Raw genomic sequence first — 19,591 nt, forward strand, 5'->3', positions numbered from 1 at the left:
TAAGTATAATTACTTATCGCGTAAGTGAGATGCTCCCCTTTTGACAATGAAACTGGCGGCGTGGTACTTCTAAATATACCGGATTGCCTAATATTGACAAATCTCTGGCTAGATTATACTCTGTCTGATTGATTCTGTCCAAGGTTTGATGGCAATTCGGACATTCAATTGTTTCATTTAAAAGAGCGAGCTTTAGGAAAATTGTCTGAGCAATTTTTTGATAATTGACCACTGTTACATTTGGTAAATCGAGGAGTTGATCAAAATTTATCCACATAACCCACCTCCTGTTCTGTGTTACTATTATACCATGCTCACACAGAACCTAGAAGAGCCAAGACAGTCGCTACGGATTATTTTACTGAATCGCCTGTTTTAAACTGCGACAGAATTCTTCGAGGGATTTTAACCCATCGCTGGGGGAATTATCGGCTAAACGTTTAACCATGGCACTGCCCACAATTACCGCATCAGCACCCCAGTTTTTCACCTGTAGCGCCTGTGTCGGCTCAGAAATGCCAAATCCTACCCCCACGGGTTTATCGGTGACAGAACGGATAGAATCGAGCAATTCCTCCACTCTGGTGGCCACTTGCTTCCGCATTCCCGTCACTCCCGTGACACTCACCAGATAAATAAAACCTTGGGATTGCAGGGCGATCGCTTGTATTCGTTCCGGGGGACTGGTAGGCGCTACCAATAAAATCACTTCAATTCCCTTAGCGGCAGCCGGTTGCAGCAGACTTTCCGCTTCCTCTAGGGGTAAATCGGGAACCACCAAACCACTCACCCCGGCCGCTTTTATTTGGTCTAAAAAGACATCTATCCCGCGATGATAGATGGGATTATAGTAAGTAAAGAGAATAATGGGAGCTTTCACCTCTCCCTGAGCATTTTTGACGATTTCTAGCACATCTTCCAACTTGACACCCCGATTTAAAGCGCGCGTGGCCGCCGATTGAATAACCGGACCATCCGCAAGAGGATCGGAATAGGGAACCCCCAACTCGATCAGATCGGCCCCTGCCCGGTCTAAAATGCGTAAAGCTTGGGCAGTAGTGGACAAATCGGGATCACCGGCAGTAATAAAGGGAATTAAGGCACAATTCCCCTGGGAACGGAGAGAACGAAAACACTCGGTAACAGCAGTCATCGAAAATTACTGGAGACATAAAGCACCGTCTATTATCTCATGGCGGGGAATAGCTCATTGCTGGTTGCCGCAAGCTCAGGTAAAGAATTGTTCAAGTAATACTTAAGAAATAAGTAGTTGTGCAAAATTAATTTCCTAGTCGAGACAGGAGACAGGAGACAGGAGACAGGAGACAGGAGACGGGGGACTCCGAGACAGCTATCAGGGGTCAGATTTGAATTTTTAGTTCACTGTTTACTGGTCACAGCAAAAAGCTTTTGGCTGACGGGTGACGGCTTGGATGTGTAATTAATTTTGCTTAGGTACTTATTGACAAAATGGCGATCGAGGTTAGAATAGGCTCAGTCTGGCAGTTTTAAGAAAATTTCTTGGATAATAAGGGTTTTTATTCCACTTTTTCCGGTACACAATAGGACTAATGCCCGATCAGGTTTCGTATAATCAAACACCATATTATATCTATGTTTTCCATTTACATTCTCACTCATAACGAAGAAATTGATATTGCCGCCTGTGTGGAATCGGCACTTCTATCCGATGATGTGATTGTGGTTGACTCCTACAGTAGCGATCGCACAGTAGAGATCGCTTCTCGTTATCCAGTGCGCGTGATTCAGCATCAATTCGAGAGTCATGGTAAACAAAGAACTTGGATGTTAGAAAATATCGAGACTAAATACGATTGGGTTTATATTCTCGAAGCAGATGAAAGGATGACACCCCAACTCTACGCAGAATGTCTGCGTGCCACTCAACAGAAAGAATTTACTGGTTTTTATGTGGCCGAAAGAGTTATGTTTATGGGAACTTGGATCCGTCGCAGCACCCAGTATCCCCGTTATCAAATGCGTCTATTTAGAAAAGATCAAGTCTGGTTTAGCGATTATGGTCACACGGAAAGGGAAGAATGTCTGGGAAAAACCTCTTTTTTACAAGAAACCTATCCCCACTATACCTGTAGTAAAGGTTTAAGTCGTTGGATTGAAAAACATAATCGTTATTCTACCGATGAAGCGGCAGAAACCCTACATCAGTTGGCTAACGGTGGTGTTAGTTGGAAAAAATTATTTTTTGGTAAAACCGAAGTCGAAAGACGGAGAGCTTTAAAAGATTTATCTCTACGATTGCCTTTTCGTCCCTTGCTTCGTTGGTTTTATATGTATTTTATCTTGGCGGGAATTCTCGATGGTAAGGCTGGTTTTGCTTGGTGTACTTTGCAAGCTTTTTATGAGTATTTGATCCTCTTAAAAGTAGCGGAAATGAAACAGGGTTTACCCACTCCCCCCGAAGTGAGAAATCCTTTTCATCCCCCGCAAAATGGTGACAATAGTAATTCCCATAGGTCTAATTTCGTCTCCCTGAAAGGAAAAGCAGATTAACATTCAACCATTATTAATCAGTCAGCAATCACCTAACAACAACCTAGAGATGGCCAATTCAAGTCTGAATTGCATCACTGTCTGATCTACCTTTATAGAATACCTCATTCGGGGTACGATAGTCAAGACATTTTCGAGGACGATTGTTAATCAAGTTTACGGCTCTTTCCACCTCCTCTGGCTTAACGATTTTAAAATTCGTTCCCTTGGGGAAAAATTGTCTTAACAGTCCCTTGGTATGCTCGTTTAATCCCCTCTCCCACGAATGATAAGGAGTAGCAAAATAAAAATCTGCTCCTAGTTTCTGACTCAACTCTTGATGTCCACAAAATTCTTTGCCGTTGTCACAAGTAAAGGTTTTTCTTTTGTCAGGGTGAATCTCTTGAAAAAGTTTTTCTGTGACTCTATTGATTTCCGATGCGGTTTTGTTTTTGGCTAATCCTGCTCCTAAAAATTTCGAGGCTTTATCTACATGAGTAACGAGAACTCCTAGATGATTGCCTCCAATCATTGTGTCACTTTCCCAATGACCGATTTCAGTTTTCTGGTCAGCAATTACTGGTCGCTCGCTGATATCTACACGCCCTGGAATCCCTCCACGCTTACTTTTTGCTCCGCCTCGACTCTTTCTTTGACAAAGCCCCCGGCGTAAATATTTCTGGTACTCTCCACATCCGTGATAGTTCTGATAGATCATTTGATAGATGGTTTCGTGACTGAGAGATTCTTGACTGGCTCTTTTCAGACGACCTGCTATTTGTTCGGGACTATGATAATCTTTCAATCCTTCTTTGACCAACTCTAAGGCTGACTCGCTGACATTTTTAAAGGGTTGTTTGGCATTTTTTCGCCTTGTCTCGCTTTGAGCTTGTGCTGTGTCAGGTAGATAGCAGCCAAGGGAACTTTGATTCCTTTTTAATTCCCGTGATATTGTGCTTTGATGACATCCGAGCCAGACGGCCATTTGCCGTTGAGATAAATTTCCCTCCTGACTAAGTTGGTAGAGCAAGTTTCTTTGTTCTATGTTAAGATGTTGGTGGCTCATTTTGGGTCTGATTTGTTTTTGTTAATGATCAGACAGTACCTGATGAGCCTTTCTTTGTCAACTCTTGAGGTTGATGCGTTTCATTTTTGAATTGGCGGATAAAAAGCAATCCTGATCCATTTTTTATTAGCTGTGACATCAATTTCACGGCTGTTGTCTCATCTCAAGCTGTACGGTATTTAAACTGCGTAGTGGAATTTTATACCCCATATTCCGTACTGGTTAAGAGGAAGTAAAAAATATGGTTCTTCGGTTGGTGCTATGCGATGGACGGAGTTATAAGGGATGAAACCTTTATAGAGAAGGACATTGATGCGATTTTTGTCAATTGTTTTCGATCTAGAACGAACTAATCAATAGAACTCTTGCCAGATAAGGATTTAGTCGATTTATGCCACCCTATTGAACCATACCAAGTAACGAAGAACCAAAAATAAACTCAGAAATAGCGACGGAATAGCTACAATCAAATCAACCAGTCACTCACCTGAAAATGACTCAACTAACCGTTAAAAATCTCGACCATTTAGGCATCATCGCCGCTATCATTGATGAGCTAGGCATTGTGGACTAAGTAGTCATGCAAAATTAATTACCCAAATAAAAAATTAAGAAGTATAATACATGAAAAAACGAAGCAGCAGGAAAATACAATGAGATTGATTAGAGACCTAAACCCCGAGAGCCAGGGGAGCATCTCACTTACGCGATAAGTAATTATACTTAGCCTAAAAGCCACTCTTAATCGTGTCTTGGAACGAAATAGAGGCTTTTAAAGACTGCGTACATGGAGAATTAAAACAAGAATTACCCTCGAACAGCCTATTTTTCCACTAAGTATTTATGCTCATTGCAAAGGTGAGATGCTCCCAGAGCCAGAGAGCCAAACTAAATCTTCTTTTCCCTTGTCCAAATTTGCCCTCTATACAATTCCGAATCCTCTCATCATCAGTAGCTTGTTTCTTTTGTTCTTTACTAACATTTTTGGCTGGTCTTCCTAATGGGGGACCACTGATTCTGATTCCCCTTTCTTTACACCAAGCTCGGTTTTCTCTGGTTCGATAAATTTTGTCCACATGAACTGATTCTGGATAGTATCCTGTATAGTCATAATAAGCTTCTATTTGTGCTTTTAAATCTCCTGATTCATTAAAGTTATCCCAACTAATCCGGTCTAAAAATACGTAACCATCAATACAGCTTGCTGAGAATTTTGCCCCAAATTCTACCGGTTTTCCAGCTTTTCCTCTGACTATCGGACGGATGTGGGGTTGAGTTCTCAGTACAGGACAAAAAGCTTGAAAAGTAGGCGAGAGTAGTGTTTTATGAGAAATAGAACCAATCTCTAAAACCCTATGAACCAGTATAGCGCCTTAAAGCAAGCCCTTAAACCCCATCTGGCATGGCATGGAGCCAGGCTCTCGTTTCTAGCACTGTTCCTACTAGTCTGTCAAGTTTGAATTGAGGGATAGAGTTTTTTTAATTTAATACGAGCATCAGCAGTAGTAAGCTTAGACGCACTTACATTGCACTTTAATATCCTGGAACGCCTTGTAGATAGGGATACGAGTAGGAAACTTAAATGCGTCTAAGCTTAAATCTCCAGTCAACTGAATTTGACTTTTCATTTCGATTTTCTTCCCATGCCTTAATTTCTTGTTTTAAACTATTGGGACTTAAACAAATTTCAAGCCCAAACAAAGCCTAAACTGGCTTTGTAAGCGGCAAACACATCCCGATTCTCGGTCAGCCACTCAAAGAAACGGAAAGACATCGCTGTCCGAAAAGCTTCCAAGGCTTCCACAAAAGTGTTTAAAGGTCGATTCGCCCACTGCCTTTGCAATCCCCCAGTTAACTTATGCCACAGGATAAATGTATAGGCACAAAACACCAGGATAAAATGACGAAGTAAGCTTCGTTTATCCCTGACTTGATATTCCCTTAACCCTAACCATCCTTTGGCTTCTCGGTAGAATACTTCCACCCAATTTCTTTCGGTGTAAGTCCTCACTATCCACGAAGCTGTTACTGTATCTGCCTCAACTACATTGGTGATGAAATAGTCCACCTCTGTGGCTTTTTCCATTGAACTTGCATTCATGACGATCGCCAAGTTCCTTTCTCCTTCTAGTTGAGATATTTTCGCTCTGAATACCGCTACCCAAACCGTTTTTTCTTTATCTAGATTTAGGGTGATTTTCTCCCAATCCTTTTCTGATAGGCTTTTTGCTAGTTGCTCAAGCTGGATTGTTTCTTCCACACCCCCTTCTTTTTCAATAATTACTTTTCGATTTTTTGCCAATCCTCCTAAGTATTTTAGCTTTCTTTCTTCCAGGGCTTTGAGAAAATTTGTGTTGTTGCCATAACCAGCATCTATTAAGACGATTTTCGGTCGATAGCCTCTGGTTAAGCTCCGGTCAATTAAATCTATCGCTATCTCTGGTTTCTTCTTAAATTCTTTGTCTTCTTTCCCCTCGGCTAAGGAACTAGCCGGTTGATAAATTTCAATGTCTAGGGGGACACTTTTTTTGCCGTCGTAGAGATGGGTAGTGACGGCGACTATTCCGTTGTCTGTCTTGCCAATTTCTCCTAGGTACTGCCTGCCAACTCCGGCGGTCAGATTGCCACTTTTTCGATGTCCTGAGTCATCGACAATCAGGGAAAATCCTCGGGGGATTTGCGTCTGGCGGCATTGGTTCATCACTTGCAACCGACATTCATTCACCTGACGGTCTGACCAGGGAGATTCGGTCAAAAAGTGATGTAATCGGTTATAAACTACTCCGACGGCATTATTGGCAATTTGAGTGAGGTTTTTCCTCTCACTTTCCCCTAATAATCCTCCTAAATATTGTCTGAAGCCGTTTTTTTGCGCTTCGTTTTTGAAGCAATTGTCAAACCGCCGACACCATCGGTCAAAGCATGGGGGCATCGCGGCTGGGGTTGTCTCTTTCATCGCTGATCTTTCAACGTAAAGTGCTTACTCTTTAACGATTATACTCGATTTGATCTTTATTTGGCGTTTAAGTCCCACTATCCATGTCTGGGATACGACGCTCGAGACATTGACGATTCAAAACGCTCAACTCAATTTCTGCCATATTTAACCAGCTGCCATGTTTGGGAGTGTAATGAAATTCGAGTTTATCTAAAATTCTCTTGGCCTCTTCCGGTTCAAAGGCTTTATATAATGAGGCTTTTACATGAGTATTTAAGTTGTCTTGAATTACTCTAATTTTCTGGGCATCCGGATAACGCTCATCAACCAAATATTTCATTTGGTGTGCATAATCGCTCGCCGTCCTTTGTTGTGTAACTTCTACATGTCGCCAACCTTGTAATGGTTCAAAAAACATAAACATATTGGCTACACCATTACGCTCATATTGATAGTCATACCTTTCTGGTTCTCTCGGTTCGGCTGGTATTTTCTCTTTTGTTTCTTTGACTAATTGTTGACAACTCTCATCAAAACACAGCCAGGGATTTTGCTGGTCATACTCACTATGATAAATATCCAAGACATCTTCCATGGCACAGACAAACTCCGCTGATTCTTTTGGGGGAATGACCCATGATTGATTCAGCCATGGTTTCAATTCATTTTTTTTAAGGTTTTTCTGATGGTTTCTCGTGATATTTTTTCCACATATTCAAGTTCGACCATTTTATCTGCCAGCATTTGAAGTGTCCATTTTGCTCGTCCCGTTGGTGTTTCACTACAAGCGATGGCAATCAGATCTGCGGTTCTTCGTTACTTGGTATGGTTCGATCAGGGGGCATAAATAGGCTAAATCCTTATCTGGCAAGAGACTTAATTGATTAGCTCGTTCTAGATTGAAAACAATTGGCAAAAATCGAAGCAATGTCTTTCTATATAAGGGTTTCATCCCTTATAACTCCCGTCCATTGCATAACACAAACCGAAGAACCAGATATGCTTCCTTTTCCCCATCGATAATTTTGGCACGGCGATGTTCTTGCTTTTTTCGAGTTAATGATGATTCAATTCCTGACTCGACAAATCTTTGTCGTACTCTCTCAATGGTGGCTTGAGCAACATTTAAGGCTTCACTAATTTTCGAGTCAGTCCAACCACCTTCCTGTTGATTGACGTCTGCTAAAAGTAGTATTCTGGCATGGTTCATTTTGTAAGCTGCTATTTTTCCTTTCTTGGTTAGCTGCTCGAGTTCAGTTCTTTCGGAGTCTGTTAGCTCTACAATATATTTTTTCTTCGGCATTTTTTTGTCTGAAGTTGGATAACTTCTTCCAGATTAGCTCTTTTTTTATCCATCAAAACAAAATTGATGCTCTACTACTAGCCTTAATTAAAGTCAAAACCGTCAATCTGAGCGAGTTAGCAGTAGGATTTGGAGGTAAAGCCCTCAAAGAATCCAACTACAAGAGATTACAACGCTTTTTCCGCAACTTCGAGCTTGATTATTCTGAAATTGCGAAAATTGTCGTGGGTTGGTTGAAGCTCCCCCAGCCTTGGGTGTTGAGTCTTGACCGGACTACCTGGGAGTTGGGCGAGCATTGCTACAACATCCTGACTGTAGGCATAGTCCACGAAGGAGTCGCCATTCCCATCTTGTGGTGGCTGCTCAAGAAAAAGGGAAACTCCAACAGTGAGGGAGCATCTCACCTTTGCAATGAGCATAAATACTTAGTGGAAAAATAGGCTTTTCGAGGGTAATTCTTGTTTTAATTCTCCATGTACGCAGTCTTTAAAAGCCTCTATTTCGTTCCAAGACACGATTAAGAGTGGCTTTTAGGCTAAGTATAATTACTTATCGCGTAAGTGAGATGCTCCCAAATCCTAGATTGTCTCTACAGGGAAGTCAAAGACAAGTTAACTAAGAACCCACATTCCGCACCCTCAACTGTCACATAATGGGACTTAAACGCCAAATAAAGATCAAATCGAGTATAATCGTTAAAGAGTAAGCACTTTACGTTGAAAGATCAGCGATGAAAGAGACAACCCCAGCCGCGATGCCCCCATGCTTTGACCGATGGTGTCGGCGGTTTGACAATTGCTTCAAAAACGAAGCGCAAAAAAACGGCTTCAGACAATATTTAGGAGGATTATTAGGGGAAAGTGAGAGGAAAAACCTCACTCAAATTGCCAATAATGCCGTCGGAGTAGTTTATAACCGATTACATCACTTTTTGACCGAATCTCCCTGGTCAGACCGTCAGGTGAATGAATGTCGGTTGCAAGTGATGAACCAATGCCGCCAGACGCAAATCCCCCGAGGATTTTCCCTGATTGTCGATGACTCAGGACATCGAAAAAGTGGCAATCTGACCGCCGGAGTTGGCAGGCAGTACCTAGGAGAAATTGGCAAGACAGACAACGGAATAGTCGCCGTCACTACCCATCTCTACGACGGCAAAAAAAGTGTCCCCCTAGACATTGAAATTTATCAACCGGCTAGTTCCTTAGCCGAGGGGAAAGAAGACAAAGAATTTAAGAAGAAACCAGAGATAGCGATAGATTTAATTGACCGGAGCTTAACCAGAGGCTATCGACCGAAAATCGTCTTAATAGATGCTGGTTATGGCAACAACACAAATTTTCTCAAAGCCCTGGAAGAAAGAAAGCTAAAATACTTAGGAGGATTGGCAAAAAATCGAAAAGTAATTATTGAAAAAGAAGGGGGTGTGGAAGAAACAATCCAGCTTGAGCAACTAGCAAAAAGCCTATCAGAAAAGGATTGGGAGAAAATCACCCTAAATCTAGATAAAGAGAAAACGGTTTGGGTAGCGGTATTCAGAGCGAAAATATCTCAACTAGAAGGAGAAAGGAACTTGGCGATCGTCATGAATGCAAGTTCAATGGAAAAAGCCACAGAGGTGGACTATTTCATCACCAATGTAGTTGAGGCAGATACAGTAACAGCTTCGTGGATAGTGAGGACTTACACCGAAAGAAATTGGGTGGAAGTATTCTACCGAGAAGCCAAAGGATGGTTAGGGTTAAGGGAATATCAAGTCAGGGATAAACGAAGCTTACTTCGTCATTTTATCTTGGTGTTTTGTGCCTATACATTTATCCTGTGGCATCAGTTAACTGGGGGATTGCAAAGGCGGTGGGCGAATCGACCTTTAAACACTTTTGTGGAAGCCTTGGAAGCTTTTCGGACAGCGATGTCTTTCCGTTTCTTTGAGTGGCTGACCGAGAATCGGGATGTGTTTGCCGCTTACAAAGCCAGTTTAGGCTTTGTTTGGGCTTGAAATTTGTTTAAGTCCCAATAAGCTGTCCCCCTCCAGAGACTTGAGTAAAAATACTTATCTGGTGAAGGTTTTCTCGGTGGCCGTTAGGGGGAGCTTGAGACCCCTAATTATGAAAAAATAGGAATTGTTGGAAAACTTAGGCAGTGGGCTGTTCGACCATGAATCAATCAACAGAAATTGAAGTCAAAAATCTAGACCATCTGGGATTAGTAGCCGGAATTATCGATGAAATAGGAATCGTTGAAATTATCAACGAACAAGTCTCAATTGAGCGAGGAGAAATTGTCACAGCTGGGCAAGTCGTGAAAGCAATTATCCTGAATGGATTGGGATTTGTCTCCCGAGCCTTGTATTTATTTCCTCAATTTTTTGAAGATAAAGCAACCGAACATCTGCTGGGAGAGGGCATCGAACCAAAACACCTGAATGATGATAAAATTGGTCGAGTAATGGACAAACTTTATCAACTTAATGTTTCGGTCATTTTCCTACTGATTAGTTTAGCGGCCGTGAAAAAATTTGGTGTAGCAACCGAGAACTCCCATTTAGATTCGACTTCTCTATCAGTAGAAGGAGAATATAAAAAGGAATACCCAACAGTAGAAATCCTGAAATCAGGAGCAGTGGGAGAAGAAATTGAAACCGGACAACAGCCAATAAAAATTACCTACGGATACTCCCGCGACCGACGACCTGACTTAAAACAATTTATGATTGACTTAATCGTAAGTGGGGATGGAGATGTACCTTTATTCCTGAAAGTAGGGGACGGAAATGAAGCGGACAAAGCAGTTTTTGGTCAAATCGCCCGAGAATTTAAAAAACAAGTTGACTTTGACAGTTTAATAGTCGGCGATAGCGCCCTCTATAGCAAAGAGAATTTAAAACTAATGAAAGAAATGCGTTGGTTGTCTCGAGTACCATTAAGCATTAAAGAGGCTCAAGAGTTGGTTGATAGCATCTCAGAAAAAGAGTTAACCGATTCAGAAATACCGGGTTATTCCTGGCGGGAAACCATCTCTAACTATGGGGGGATAGAACAAAGATGGTTGCTAGTTGAAAGTCAAGCTAGACAAGAATCAGACTTGAAAAAATTAGAGAAAAAAATCGAGCAGGAAAAGAATTCTGCCCAAGAAAAAATCCGGCAACTATCCCGAAGAGAATTTGAGAATAGAGCGGTGGCGTTGGCGATAGCCAAAGGATTATCTGACTCCTTAAAATCTCATCAGTTAACGGAGATTAAAGTCAATCTCATTCCGCCTGAGTCCCAGGGGTCAAAACTCAAATCAAAAGACGATTTACCCTCTCAAAGCTATCAAGTTCAAGCCAAATTAGAGTTGAATTTGACCGCCATTGAGAGGCTAAAGAAACGAGCAGGACGATTCGTTTTAGCAACTAACGATTTGGAGAAACAACGATTAAGCAGTGAGGATATACTCAAAAAATATAAAGGGCAACAAGCTCCAGAAAGAGGATTTTCTTTTCTCAAAGACCCCTGCTTTTTTGCTGACAGTGTCTTTCTCAAATCTCCCCATAGAATCGAGGTCATGGCCATGCTCATGGGCTTGTGCCTGCTGGTTTATACTATTGGTCAAAGACAACTTCGTTTAAGTTTAAAACAGCAGGAGACGGGACTGAAAAATCCGTTGGGTAAGTTAACTGACCGACCGACGTTACGCTGGATATTTCAGGGCTTTCAAGGGATTCATCTCGTCCGTATTCAAGACAATCAAAAGATTAGCAACTTAACGGATGAGAGGCGCAACATTTTGAGATTTTTCCCCAAACCTTGCCAGGAATATTATCTCTTATCTTGACCAGATGGATTGACTTCAAGGGGTGACAAAACAAAGCGAGCAACTGGAACATCTCCCCCTAGATGTTAAGTCTGATTGCCTAGTCATTCTCAACAAGCACTGTTTATTGAGAATGACCGGGGGAACTCTGAAATTTTCGGCTTAGTTGCCGGCAGCTTGCCGCCAACTCACTCCTCTAGATAAGTATTTTGACTCGCGCCCCTTCCTCTTTTGAGACGTTGTGACACTTAGGGTGCGGAATGTGGGTTTCTACTCCATTTAATCCCACATTCCGCACCCTAGTCGTTGAAATCAAAAGTTGCTCTAGCCCTTGTATAGTAAGACTTTTAGCGATTACTAAGAATTATGAAGTGTCACACTCTAGTCAGCGATCGCCAGCTTAATGAGAGTTGATCTCAATAATTTGGTATCAGAGCTATCAGATTTTTAGGGCTAATTGTGCATCTGCTGGGCAAACAAATTAGCCTGTAATTCAGAGCCGGCAATCGTTTTGACGATTTAGATAAAATTTTCAATGTGACACTTTAGGGTGCGGAATGTGGGTAGAAAACTTAAAAATAAGGGTAATGCTGTCAATGTAACTTAAATGCGTAAAAGCTTACTACTTCAAGACACACAGCGATGCTTGTTTGACTTGCCATCCGTCTTTCTAAAAGAGCCGCACCCAAGGGACAAAGAGGTATATCGCTTGCCCTATCTACCTTCTAGCTCGCTTGTCCCCCTCTCAGCTATTTATTTCAAAATGAGAATTGCTGCTTCCCCACTTCCCCACTTCCCCACTTCCCCACTTCCCCATCTCCCCACCTCCCCACTTCATAATTCAGGCTCTACCGAACCTGTCATGCAAAACTATCAACAACTTATGCTTGTAAAGCTTGTACAATAAAGCTTTGAGTTTTTGTTAGATTGATATTTATCAACTTTAGAACATTGCTGGACAGAGAGGGAGCTTGGGGACTTTTCTACAGTGTAAGTTCGGAAGAACCATAATTCATAATTCATAATTCCCTCTCCCTGATTAATAACGGATGCGAGGATCAATGTAAGCATTGATGAGATCGATTAAAATACTGGCAAAAACCACTATTGTCGCAAAAAAAGCCATTAATCCCTGCACTGTTGGGTAATCCCGCAGAGAAATCGCGCGATATAACTGATTTCCCAAACCCGGCCAAGAAAAAGTAACTTCCGTCAAGACTGCACCACCTAAAAGAGCCGCAAAAGTTAATCCTAAGACAGTAATTACGGGAATTAGGGCATTTTTCAGCGCATGGGCGATCATAATCGTTTTTTCTGGTATTCCTCTCGCTTTGGCCGCATCTACATAGTCCGCTTGCAAAGTTTGTTTCAGATTAACTCGCACCATCCGTTCAAAAATCCCACTCAAAAGAATGCCGAGAGTAAAACTAGGTAAGGCTAGATAATACAAAGCTGTGGGCAACTTATCTAGTTGTAGAGTCATCAGACTATCAAAGGTGTATAAACCCGTAATTGTCTGGGGTGGAGTCTCACTCAAAGGAAAACGAGTCCCCAAGGGAAACCAGCGCAACTTTACCGCAAAAATTAGCTGTAAGAGCATTCCCACCCAAAAAATCGGCAAGGAATAGGTTATCAACCCAAATAAACGTCCCCCCGCATCTAAGGGAGTATTCGGACGAGAAGCGGTGATAATTCCCAATCCGACTCCCACTATCACCGCAATTAGCATTCCATAAAAAGTTAGTTCCACCGTCGCTGGAAAATGTTTAGCGATAATCTCCCATACCGTCACCCCCTTACTGGTTAAAGAGTCTCCTAAATTGAGGCGCATTAGGTGGAAAATATAGTCTAGGTACTGGAAAAATAGGGGTTTATTCAGTCCTAATTGTTCTCTTAGGGCATTTTTGGCACTTTCAGGGGCGCGGTTGCCTAAAATCGCATCCGTGGGATCACCGGGGGCAACACGCATCAGCAGAAAAACCACCGTCACGATCGTCCATAACATCAAGGGAGCTAGGAGTAAACGCACCAGTAAATAGGATTGTAAAGCGGAGTGGCGAGACATGAGGGCTTTCCGATCAGAAAATAGATTCTCAAGGAACCATACCCCAAAATCGACCCAGCGATCGAGAGGGATTGAATAAAAAATTAAATTGAGGAAAATATTTAGTACAAATAAACTAATACATCCGCACCGCCAGTTCTAATCAAGGGACTAGCAAAAAAGACTAAGGTCTGAAAGGCTGATGTAGCAAGGGATAGAAAAAAGATCAAAAAATTTTGCCAAAAGGGGTTGACAAACTTAGGGAAGTTAGATACATTGGTAAATGCGCGGTTGAAGCGAAGCGAAAGCGAAGCGAAACCAACGACGCTGGAACCTAGACAAAACAATAGTTTGAAAGCCAAGCAAAACAGCCTCGTTTAGAAGCAATTCTATAACAAAGAAGTCAAACCCGCAAGGGGGAGACGAAAAAAAAGTCAAAAGAATCAAACGATTCATCATGGAGAGTTTGATCCTGGCTCAGGATGAACGCTGGCGGCGTGCCTAACACATGCAAGTCGAACGGGAATCTTCGGATTCTAGTGGCGGACGGGTGAGTAACGCGTAAGAATCTAACTTCAGGACGGGGACAACAGTTGGAAACGACTGCTAATACCCGATATGCCGCGAGGTGAAACCTAATTGGCCTGAAGAAGAGCTTGCGTCTGATTAGCTAGTTGGTGGGGTAAGAGCCTACCAAGGCGACGATCAGTAGCTGGTCTGAGAGGATGAGCAGCCACACTGGGACTGAGACACGGCCCAGACTCCTACGGGAGGCAGCAGTGGGGAATTTTCCGCAATGGGCGAAAGCCTGACGGAGCAACGCCGCGTGAGGGAGGAAGGTCTTTGGATTGTAAACCTCTTTTCTCAAGGAAGAAGTTCTGACGGTACTTGAGGAATCAGCCTCGGCTAACTCCGTGCCAGCAGCCGCGGTAATACGGGGGAGGCAAGCGTTATCCGGAATTATTGGGCGTAAAGCGTCCGCAGGTGGTCAGCCAAGTCTGCTGTCAAATCAGGTTGCTTAACGACCTAAAGGCGGTGGAAACTGGCAGACTAGAGAGCAGTAGGGGTAGCAGGAATTCCCAGTGTAGCGGTGAAATGCGTAGAGATTGGGAAGAACATCGGTGGCGAAAGCGTGCTACTGGGCTGTATCTGACACTCAGGGACGAAAGCTAGGGGAGCGAAAGGGATTAGATACCCCTGTAGTCCTAGCCGTAAACGATGGATACTAGGCGTGGCTTGTATCGACCCGAGCCGTGCCGAAGCTAACGCGTTAAGTATCCCGCCTGGGGAGTACGCACGCAAGTGTGAAACTCAAAGGAATTGACGGGGGCCCGCACAAGCGGTGGAGTATGTGGTTTAATTCGATGCAACGCGAAGAACCTTACCAAGACTTGACATGTCGCGAACCCTGGTGAAAGCTGGGGGTGCCTTCGGGAGCGCGAACACAGGTGGTGCATGGCTGTCGTCAGCTCGTGTCGTGAGATGTTGGGTTAAGTCCCGCAACGAGCGCAACCCTCGTTCTTAGTTGCCAGCATTAAGTTGGGGACTCTAAGGAGACTGCCGGTGACAAACCGGAGGAAGGTGGGGATGACGTCAAGTCAGCATGCCCCTTACGTCTTGGGCGACACACGTACTACAATGGTCGGGACAAAGGGCAGCGAACTCGCGAGAGCCAGCGAATCCCAGCAAACCCGGCCTCAGTTCAGATTGCAGGCTGCAACTCGCCTGCATGAAGGAGGAATCGCTAGTAATCGCCGGTCAGCATACGGCGGTGAATTCGTTCCCGGGCCTTGTACACACCGCCCGTCACACCATGGAAGCTGGTCACGCCCGAAGTCATTACCTCAACCGCAAGGAGGGGGATGCCTAAGGCAGGGCTAGTGACTGGGGTGAAGTCGTAACAAGGTAGCCGTACCGGAAGGTGTGGCTGGATCACCTCCTTAAAGGGAGACCTAATTCAGGTATAAGACGAAAAAAAAGTAGTCCCTACCAAGAATCAATCCCAAAAGGTCGGAACGAGGTATGAGGCTTTCAAACTAGGTTCTGGGTTCATAAAAGACCTGAATCAGGAACAAGGGCTATTAGCTCAGGTGGTTAGAGCGCACCCCTGATAAGGGTGAGGTCCCTGGTTCGAGTCCAGGATGGCCCACCTGCACAGGTGGCAAAAACAAGAGAAGCGAGGAATCAGCACCTTATCTTATATACATATATAAGAGAGAATGCTGGCTCTGAGTACAGAGTCCAGAGGAACCTTGAAAACTGCATAGAGCTAGGTGAAAAAGCCAAAAAAGAAGACCGCAAGGTCAAGCTAATAAGGGCTAACGGTGGATACCTAGGCACACGGAAGCGAAGAAGGACGTAGTTACCGACGAAACGCTTCGGGGAGCGGGAAGCAAGCATTGATCCGAAGATATCCGAATGGGGCAACCCTAAACACGACCACCTGAATACATAGGGTGGAGCGAGCAAACCTGGTGAACTGAAACATCTTAGTAGCCAGAGGAAAAGAAAGCAACAGCGATTCCCCCAGTAGCGGCGAGCGAAAAGGGAACAGCCTAAACCAAGTTCTGCGGAACTTGGGGTCGTGGGACAGTGACAAAAGACTGGGAAATTTAGACGAAGCGGCTGAAAACCGCACCAGAGAAGGTGAAAGTCCTGTAGTCGAAAAAGGCACCAGCTTAACTGCATCCCGAGTAGCATGGGGCACGTGAAATCCCGTGTGAATCTGCCTCGACCACGAGGTAAGGCTAAATATTCCCGTGTGACCGATAGAGAAACAGTACCGCGAGGGAAAGGTGAAAAGAACCCCGGAAGGGGAGTGAAATAGAACATGAAACCGTTAGCCTACAAGCAATGGGAGGACGATTGAACGTCTGACCGTGTGCCTGTTGAAGAATGAGCCGGCGACTTACAGGTTATGGCAGGTGAAGGGGGAAGACCCCACAGCCCCAGCGAAAGCGAGTCTGAAGAGGGCGAAGCGTCATAATTTGTAGACCCGAACCCGGGTGATCTAACCATGGCCAGGATGAAGCTTGGGTAAAACCAAGTGGAGGTCCGAACCGACTAATGTTGAAAAATTAGCGGATGAGCTGTGGTTAGGGGTGAAATGCCAATCGAACTCGGAGCTAGCTGGTTCTCCCCGAAATGTGTTGAGGCGCAGCGGTAGTGGAAGTTTAGTCGGGGTAAAGCACTGTTTCGCCGCGGGCTGGGAGACCGGTACCAAGGCGAGGCAAACTCTGAATACGGCTAAAAAAACTACCAGTGAGACGGTGGGGGATAAGCTTCATCGTCAAGAGGGAAACAGCCCAGACCACCAGCTAAGGTCCCCAAATGATAACTAAGTGAGAAAGGAGGTGGGAGTGCATGGACAACCAGGAGGTTTGCCTAGAAGCAGCAATCCTTAAAAGAGTGCGTAATAGCTCACTGGTCAAGCGCTCCTGCGCCGAAAATGAACGGGGCTAAGTTATCTACCGAAGCTGTGGACTACATTGTAGTGGTAGGGGAGCGTTCTATAGGGGGTGAAGCAGTAGCGGCAAGCAGCTGTGGACTCTATAGAAGTGAGAATGTCGGCTTAAGTAGCGAAAATGTGGGTGAGAATCCCACACCCCGAAACCCCAAGGTTTCCTCCGCAAGGCTCGTCCGCGGAGGGTCAGTCAGGACCTAAGGCGAGGCTGAAAAGCGTAGTCGATGGACAACGGGTTAACATTCCCGTACCGATTAATGATTGTGCCGGAGAACGGAGAAGGTCAACGTCAGCTGGATGTTGGTTACCAGTGCAAGCAGTCGAGGCGATGAGAGGTGGCGAAAACACCAGGAGCTAAGACGCGAGTCCCACCTCCCACGGGAGGGAAGTGGCGCTGATCAAGCTTCCTAGAAAAGCCCGAACCACGTTAATCATTAATTGCCTGTACCCGAAACCGACACAGGTGGGGAAGTAGAGAATACTAAGGGGCGCGAGATAACTCTCTCTAAGGAACTCGGCAAAATGACCCCGTAACTTCGGGAGAAGGGGTACCCTCGCAAGAGGGTCGCAGTGAATAGGCCCAGGCGACTGTTTACCAAAAACACAGGTCTCCGCCAAGTCGTAAGACGCAGTATGGAGGCTGACGCCTGCCCAGTGCCGGAAGGTTAAGGAAGTTGGTCAGGAGTAATCTGAAGCTGACGACCGAAGCCCCGGTGAACGGCGGCCGTAACTATAACGGTCCTAAGGTAGCGAAATTCCTTGTCGGGTAAGTTCCGACCCGCACGAAAGGCGTAACGATCTGGGCACTGTCTCGGAGAGAGACTCGGCGAAATAGGATTGTCTGTGAAGATACGGACTACCTGCACCTGGACAGAAAGACCCTATGAAGCTTTACTGTAGCCTGGAATTGGCTTCGGGCTTCGCTTGCGCAGGATAGGTGGGAAGCTTTGAAACTCTCCTCGTGGGGAGAGTGGAGCTAACGGTGAGATACCACTCTGGCGAGGCTAGAATTCTAACCCTGACCCCTGATCGGGGCGGGAGACAGTTTCAGGTGGGCAGTTTGACTGGGGCGGTCGCCTCCTAAAAGGTAACGGAGGCGCGCAAAGGTTCCCTCGGTCCCGTTGGAAATGGGACGATAGAGTGCAAAAGCAGAAGGGAGCTTGACTGTGAGACCCACAAGTCGAACAGGGACGAAAGTCGGCTTTAGTGATCCGACGGCACCGCGTGGAAGGGCCGTCGCTCAACGGATAAAAGTTACTCTAGGGATAACAGGCTGATCTCCCCCAAGAGTTCACATCGACGGGGAGGTTTGGCACCTCGATGTCGGCTCATCGCAACCTGGGGCTGAAGTCGGTCCCAAGGGTTGGGCTGTTCGCCCATTAAAGCGGTACGTGAGCTGGGTTCAGAACGTCGTGAGACAGTTCGGTCCATATCCGGTGTAGGCGTAAGAGCATTGCGAGGAGCCTTCCTTAGTACGAGAGGACCGGGAAGGACGCACCGCTGGTGTACCTGTTATCGTGCCAACGGTAAACGCAGGGTAGCCATGTGCGGAGCGGATAACCGCTGAAAGCATCTAAGTGGGAAGCCCACCTCCAGATGATTGCTCTCATGGCATTAAGCCAGTAAGGTCTCGGGTAGACTACCCGTTGATAGGCTCTAGATGGAAGCTCGGTAACGAGTGCAGTCGAGGAGTACTAACCGACCGAGGGCTTGACCTGATTCTTCTTTTCACCACTTTTTCCCTAGCTTTTGCAGTCTTGAGGGTTCTACCCTTCCTGGTGTCTTTAACGTGATGGCACCACTCCGATTCCATCCCGAACTCGGTTGTGAAACTTCACCGTGGCCAAGATACTTGTCGGGTTGCCGACCGGGACAATAGCTCGATGCCAGGATTATTCTTTCCTACCCCTCAATCCCACCAGATTGGGGGGTAGGCTTTTATCTAAACTACCGCCTGAATTAACACAAAAGGTTGCACGATTAGTGTATTAAAAAGGTTATCGGGATGGGAATTCCAATCGCTTAACTGCTCTTGTGTCGGTTTTTCTAGTAGTTTTTCCCCGATCCAATTCTGCACTTGAGCAACCCGATCACCGGCGATCGCTTCTGCCACTTCGATTAAATTGAGGGAATCCGAAACCACGATCAGCGCATCCCTTTGAGCATGGGGGATCAAGTCACTCCACTCCACTTCGGCTAATTCCTCTAATAACTGCTCGTGAATATTACCCATACTGTCAATCCTTGCGAAAAAGCTCGCTCAATAACGAATTAGCCCTTCCTTCTAGCATACAGGCAAAGGGACGACCGATCTTCATCTATAGTAATTGTAGCGGTTCTCACACCTGTATGTGACAGCTAAACCTTTCCTGATTAAGCTTTTCAACATCGATAATGTACCTCTTGCGAACAGGAAACGCTATATCACTGTTTACTGATCACTTAAAAAGCTGACGGCTGATGGCTTAGAT

9 protein-coding genes, 1 tRNA gene, 3 rRNA genes and 6 pseudogenes are annotated in these 19,591 nt (G+C 44.9%); 8 read left to right on the plus strand and 11 right to left on the minus strand.

Annotated features, from left to right (window positions below; all coding sequences use genetic code 11):
• Nucleotides 1-37: 37 nt before the first annotated feature.
• A pseudogene (locus MAE_RS29085) lies at nt 38-277 on the minus strand (transposase family protein); the annotation flags it as partial.
• Between the two features lie 81 nt (nt 278-358).
• On the minus strand, nt 359-1,153 hold the full coding sequence (trpA, locus tag MAE_RS09160; protein ID WP_012265329.1) for a tryptophan synthase subunit alpha: 795 nt from the start codon (nt 1,151-1,153) through the stop codon (nt 359-361).
• 461 nt (nt 1,154-1,614) lie between these two features.
• Between trpA and MAE_RS09165 the strand changes: the two genes are divergently transcribed.
• Complete coding sequence (locus tag MAE_RS09165) at nt 1,615-2,532, plus strand: glycosyltransferase family 2 protein (protein ID WP_012265331.1); 918 nt, start codon at nt 1,615-1,617, stop codon at nt 2,530-2,532.
• Between the two features lie 58 nt (nt 2,533-2,590).
• Here the strand turns inward: MAE_RS09165 and MAE_RS09170 are convergent, their stop codons facing one another.
• The 7 genes and pseudogenes from MAE_RS09170 to MAE_RS09195 form a co-directional block, all read right to left on the minus strand.
• Nucleotides 2,591-3,577 (minus strand): IS30-like element ISMae39 family transposase, encoded by a 987-nt coding sequence (locus MAE_RS09170; protein ID WP_012265332.1) that lies wholly within the window; start codon nt 3,575-3,577, stop codon nt 2,591-2,593.
• An 878-nt stretch (nt 3,578-4,455) separates the two neighbouring features.
• Nucleotides 4,456-4,854, minus strand: a pseudogene (locus MAE_RS09175) (transposase); the annotation flags it as partial.
• A gap of 173 nt (nt 4,855-5,027) precedes the next feature.
• A pseudogene (locus MAE_RS31895) lies at nt 5,028-5,248 on the minus strand (hypothetical protein); the annotation flags it as partial.
• A gap of 16 nt (nt 5,249-5,264) precedes the next feature.
• A complete protein-coding gene (locus tag MAE_RS09180; protein WP_012264111.1) occupies nt 5,265-6,533 on the minus strand; it encodes an IS701-like element ISMae34 family transposase in 1,269 nt (422 codons plus the stop codon).
• A 76-nt stretch (nt 6,534-6,609) separates the two neighbouring features.
• A pseudogene (locus MAE_RS09185) lies at nt 6,610-7,322 on the minus strand (IS630-like element ISMae29 family transposase); the annotation flags it as partial.
• Nucleotides 7,297-7,431 (minus strand): hypothetical protein, encoded by a 135-nt coding sequence (locus tag MAE_RS34315; protein WP_422730584.1) that lies wholly within the window; start codon nt 7,429-7,431, stop codon nt 7,297-7,299. The gene MAE_RS34315 and the pseudogene MAE_RS09185, both read right to left, overlap by 26 nt.
• 87 nt (nt 7,432-7,518) lie before the next feature.
• A pseudogene (locus MAE_RS09195) lies at nt 7,519-7,818 on the minus strand (helix-turn-helix domain-containing protein); the annotation flags it as partial.
• Nucleotides 7,819-7,892: 74 nt separating this feature from the next.
• Here MAE_RS09195 and MAE_RS09200 point away from each other — a divergent pair.
• From MAE_RS09200 to MAE_RS09210, 3 genes and pseudogenes are all read left to right on the plus strand, one after another.
• Nucleotides 7,893-8,210: pseudogene (locus tag MAE_RS09200) on the plus strand (IS4 family transposase); the annotation flags it as partial.
• Between the two features lie 338 nt (nt 8,211-8,548).
• Nucleotides 8,549-9,817, plus strand: coding sequence for an IS701-like element ISMae34 family transposase (locus MAE_RS09205; RefSeq protein ID WP_012265338.1), 1,269 nt, complete (start codon nt 8,549-8,551; stop codon nt 9,815-9,817).
• A gap of 158 nt (nt 9,818-9,975) precedes the next feature.
• Nucleotides 9,976-11,634, plus strand: coding sequence for an IS1634 family transposase (locus tag MAE_RS09210; protein ID WP_012265339.1), 1,659 nt, complete (start codon nt 9,976-9,978; stop codon nt 11,632-11,634).
• Nucleotides 11,635-12,652: 1,018 nt separating this feature from the next.
• On the opposite strand, the gene MAE_RS09215 is transcribed toward MAE_RS09210, so the two are convergent.
• A complete protein-coding gene (locus MAE_RS09215) occupies nt 12,653-13,678 on the minus strand; it encodes an ABC transporter permease (RefSeq protein ID WP_012265341.1) in 1,026 nt (341 codons plus the stop codon).
• Nucleotides 13,679-14,111: 433 nt separating this feature from the next.
• Here MAE_RS09215 and MAE_RS09220 point away from each other — a divergent pair.
• From MAE_RS09220 to rrf, 4 genes are all read left to right on the plus strand, one after another.
• Nucleotides 14,112-15,600, plus strand: a 16S ribosomal RNA gene (locus MAE_RS09220).
• Nucleotides 15,601-15,732: 132 nt separating this feature from the next.
• Nucleotides 15,733-15,806 (plus strand) — tRNA-Ile (locus tag MAE_RS09225).
• Between the two features lie 152 nt (nt 15,807-15,958).
• Nucleotides 15,959-18,838 (plus strand): 23S ribosomal RNA (locus MAE_RS09230).
• 56 nt (nt 18,839-18,894) lie between these two features.
• Nucleotides 18,895-19,012: ribosomal RNA gene (gene rrf / locus MAE_RS09235) — 5S ribosomal RNA — on the plus strand.
• The 16S, 23S and 5S rRNA genes sit together here with 1 tRNA gene alongside, the layout of an rRNA operon.
• Nucleotides 19,013-19,062: 50 nt before the next feature.
• Here the strand turns inward: rrf and MAE_RS09240 are convergent.
• The gene (locus MAE_RS09240) at nt 19,063-19,353 is read right to left on the minus strand and encodes a DUF2288 domain-containing protein (RefSeq protein WP_012265343.1); all 291 of its coding nucleotides are present in this window, start codon (nt 19,351-19,353) and stop codon (nt 19,063-19,065) included.
• Between the last annotated feature and the right edge of the window lie 238 nt (nt 19,354-19,591).

It is taken from the genome of Microcystis aeruginosa NIES-843, from assembly GCF_000010625.1.
Taxonomy (GTDB): Bacteria; Cyanobacteriota; Cyanobacteriia; order Cyanobacteriales; family Microcystaceae; genus Microcystis; species Microcystis aeruginosa.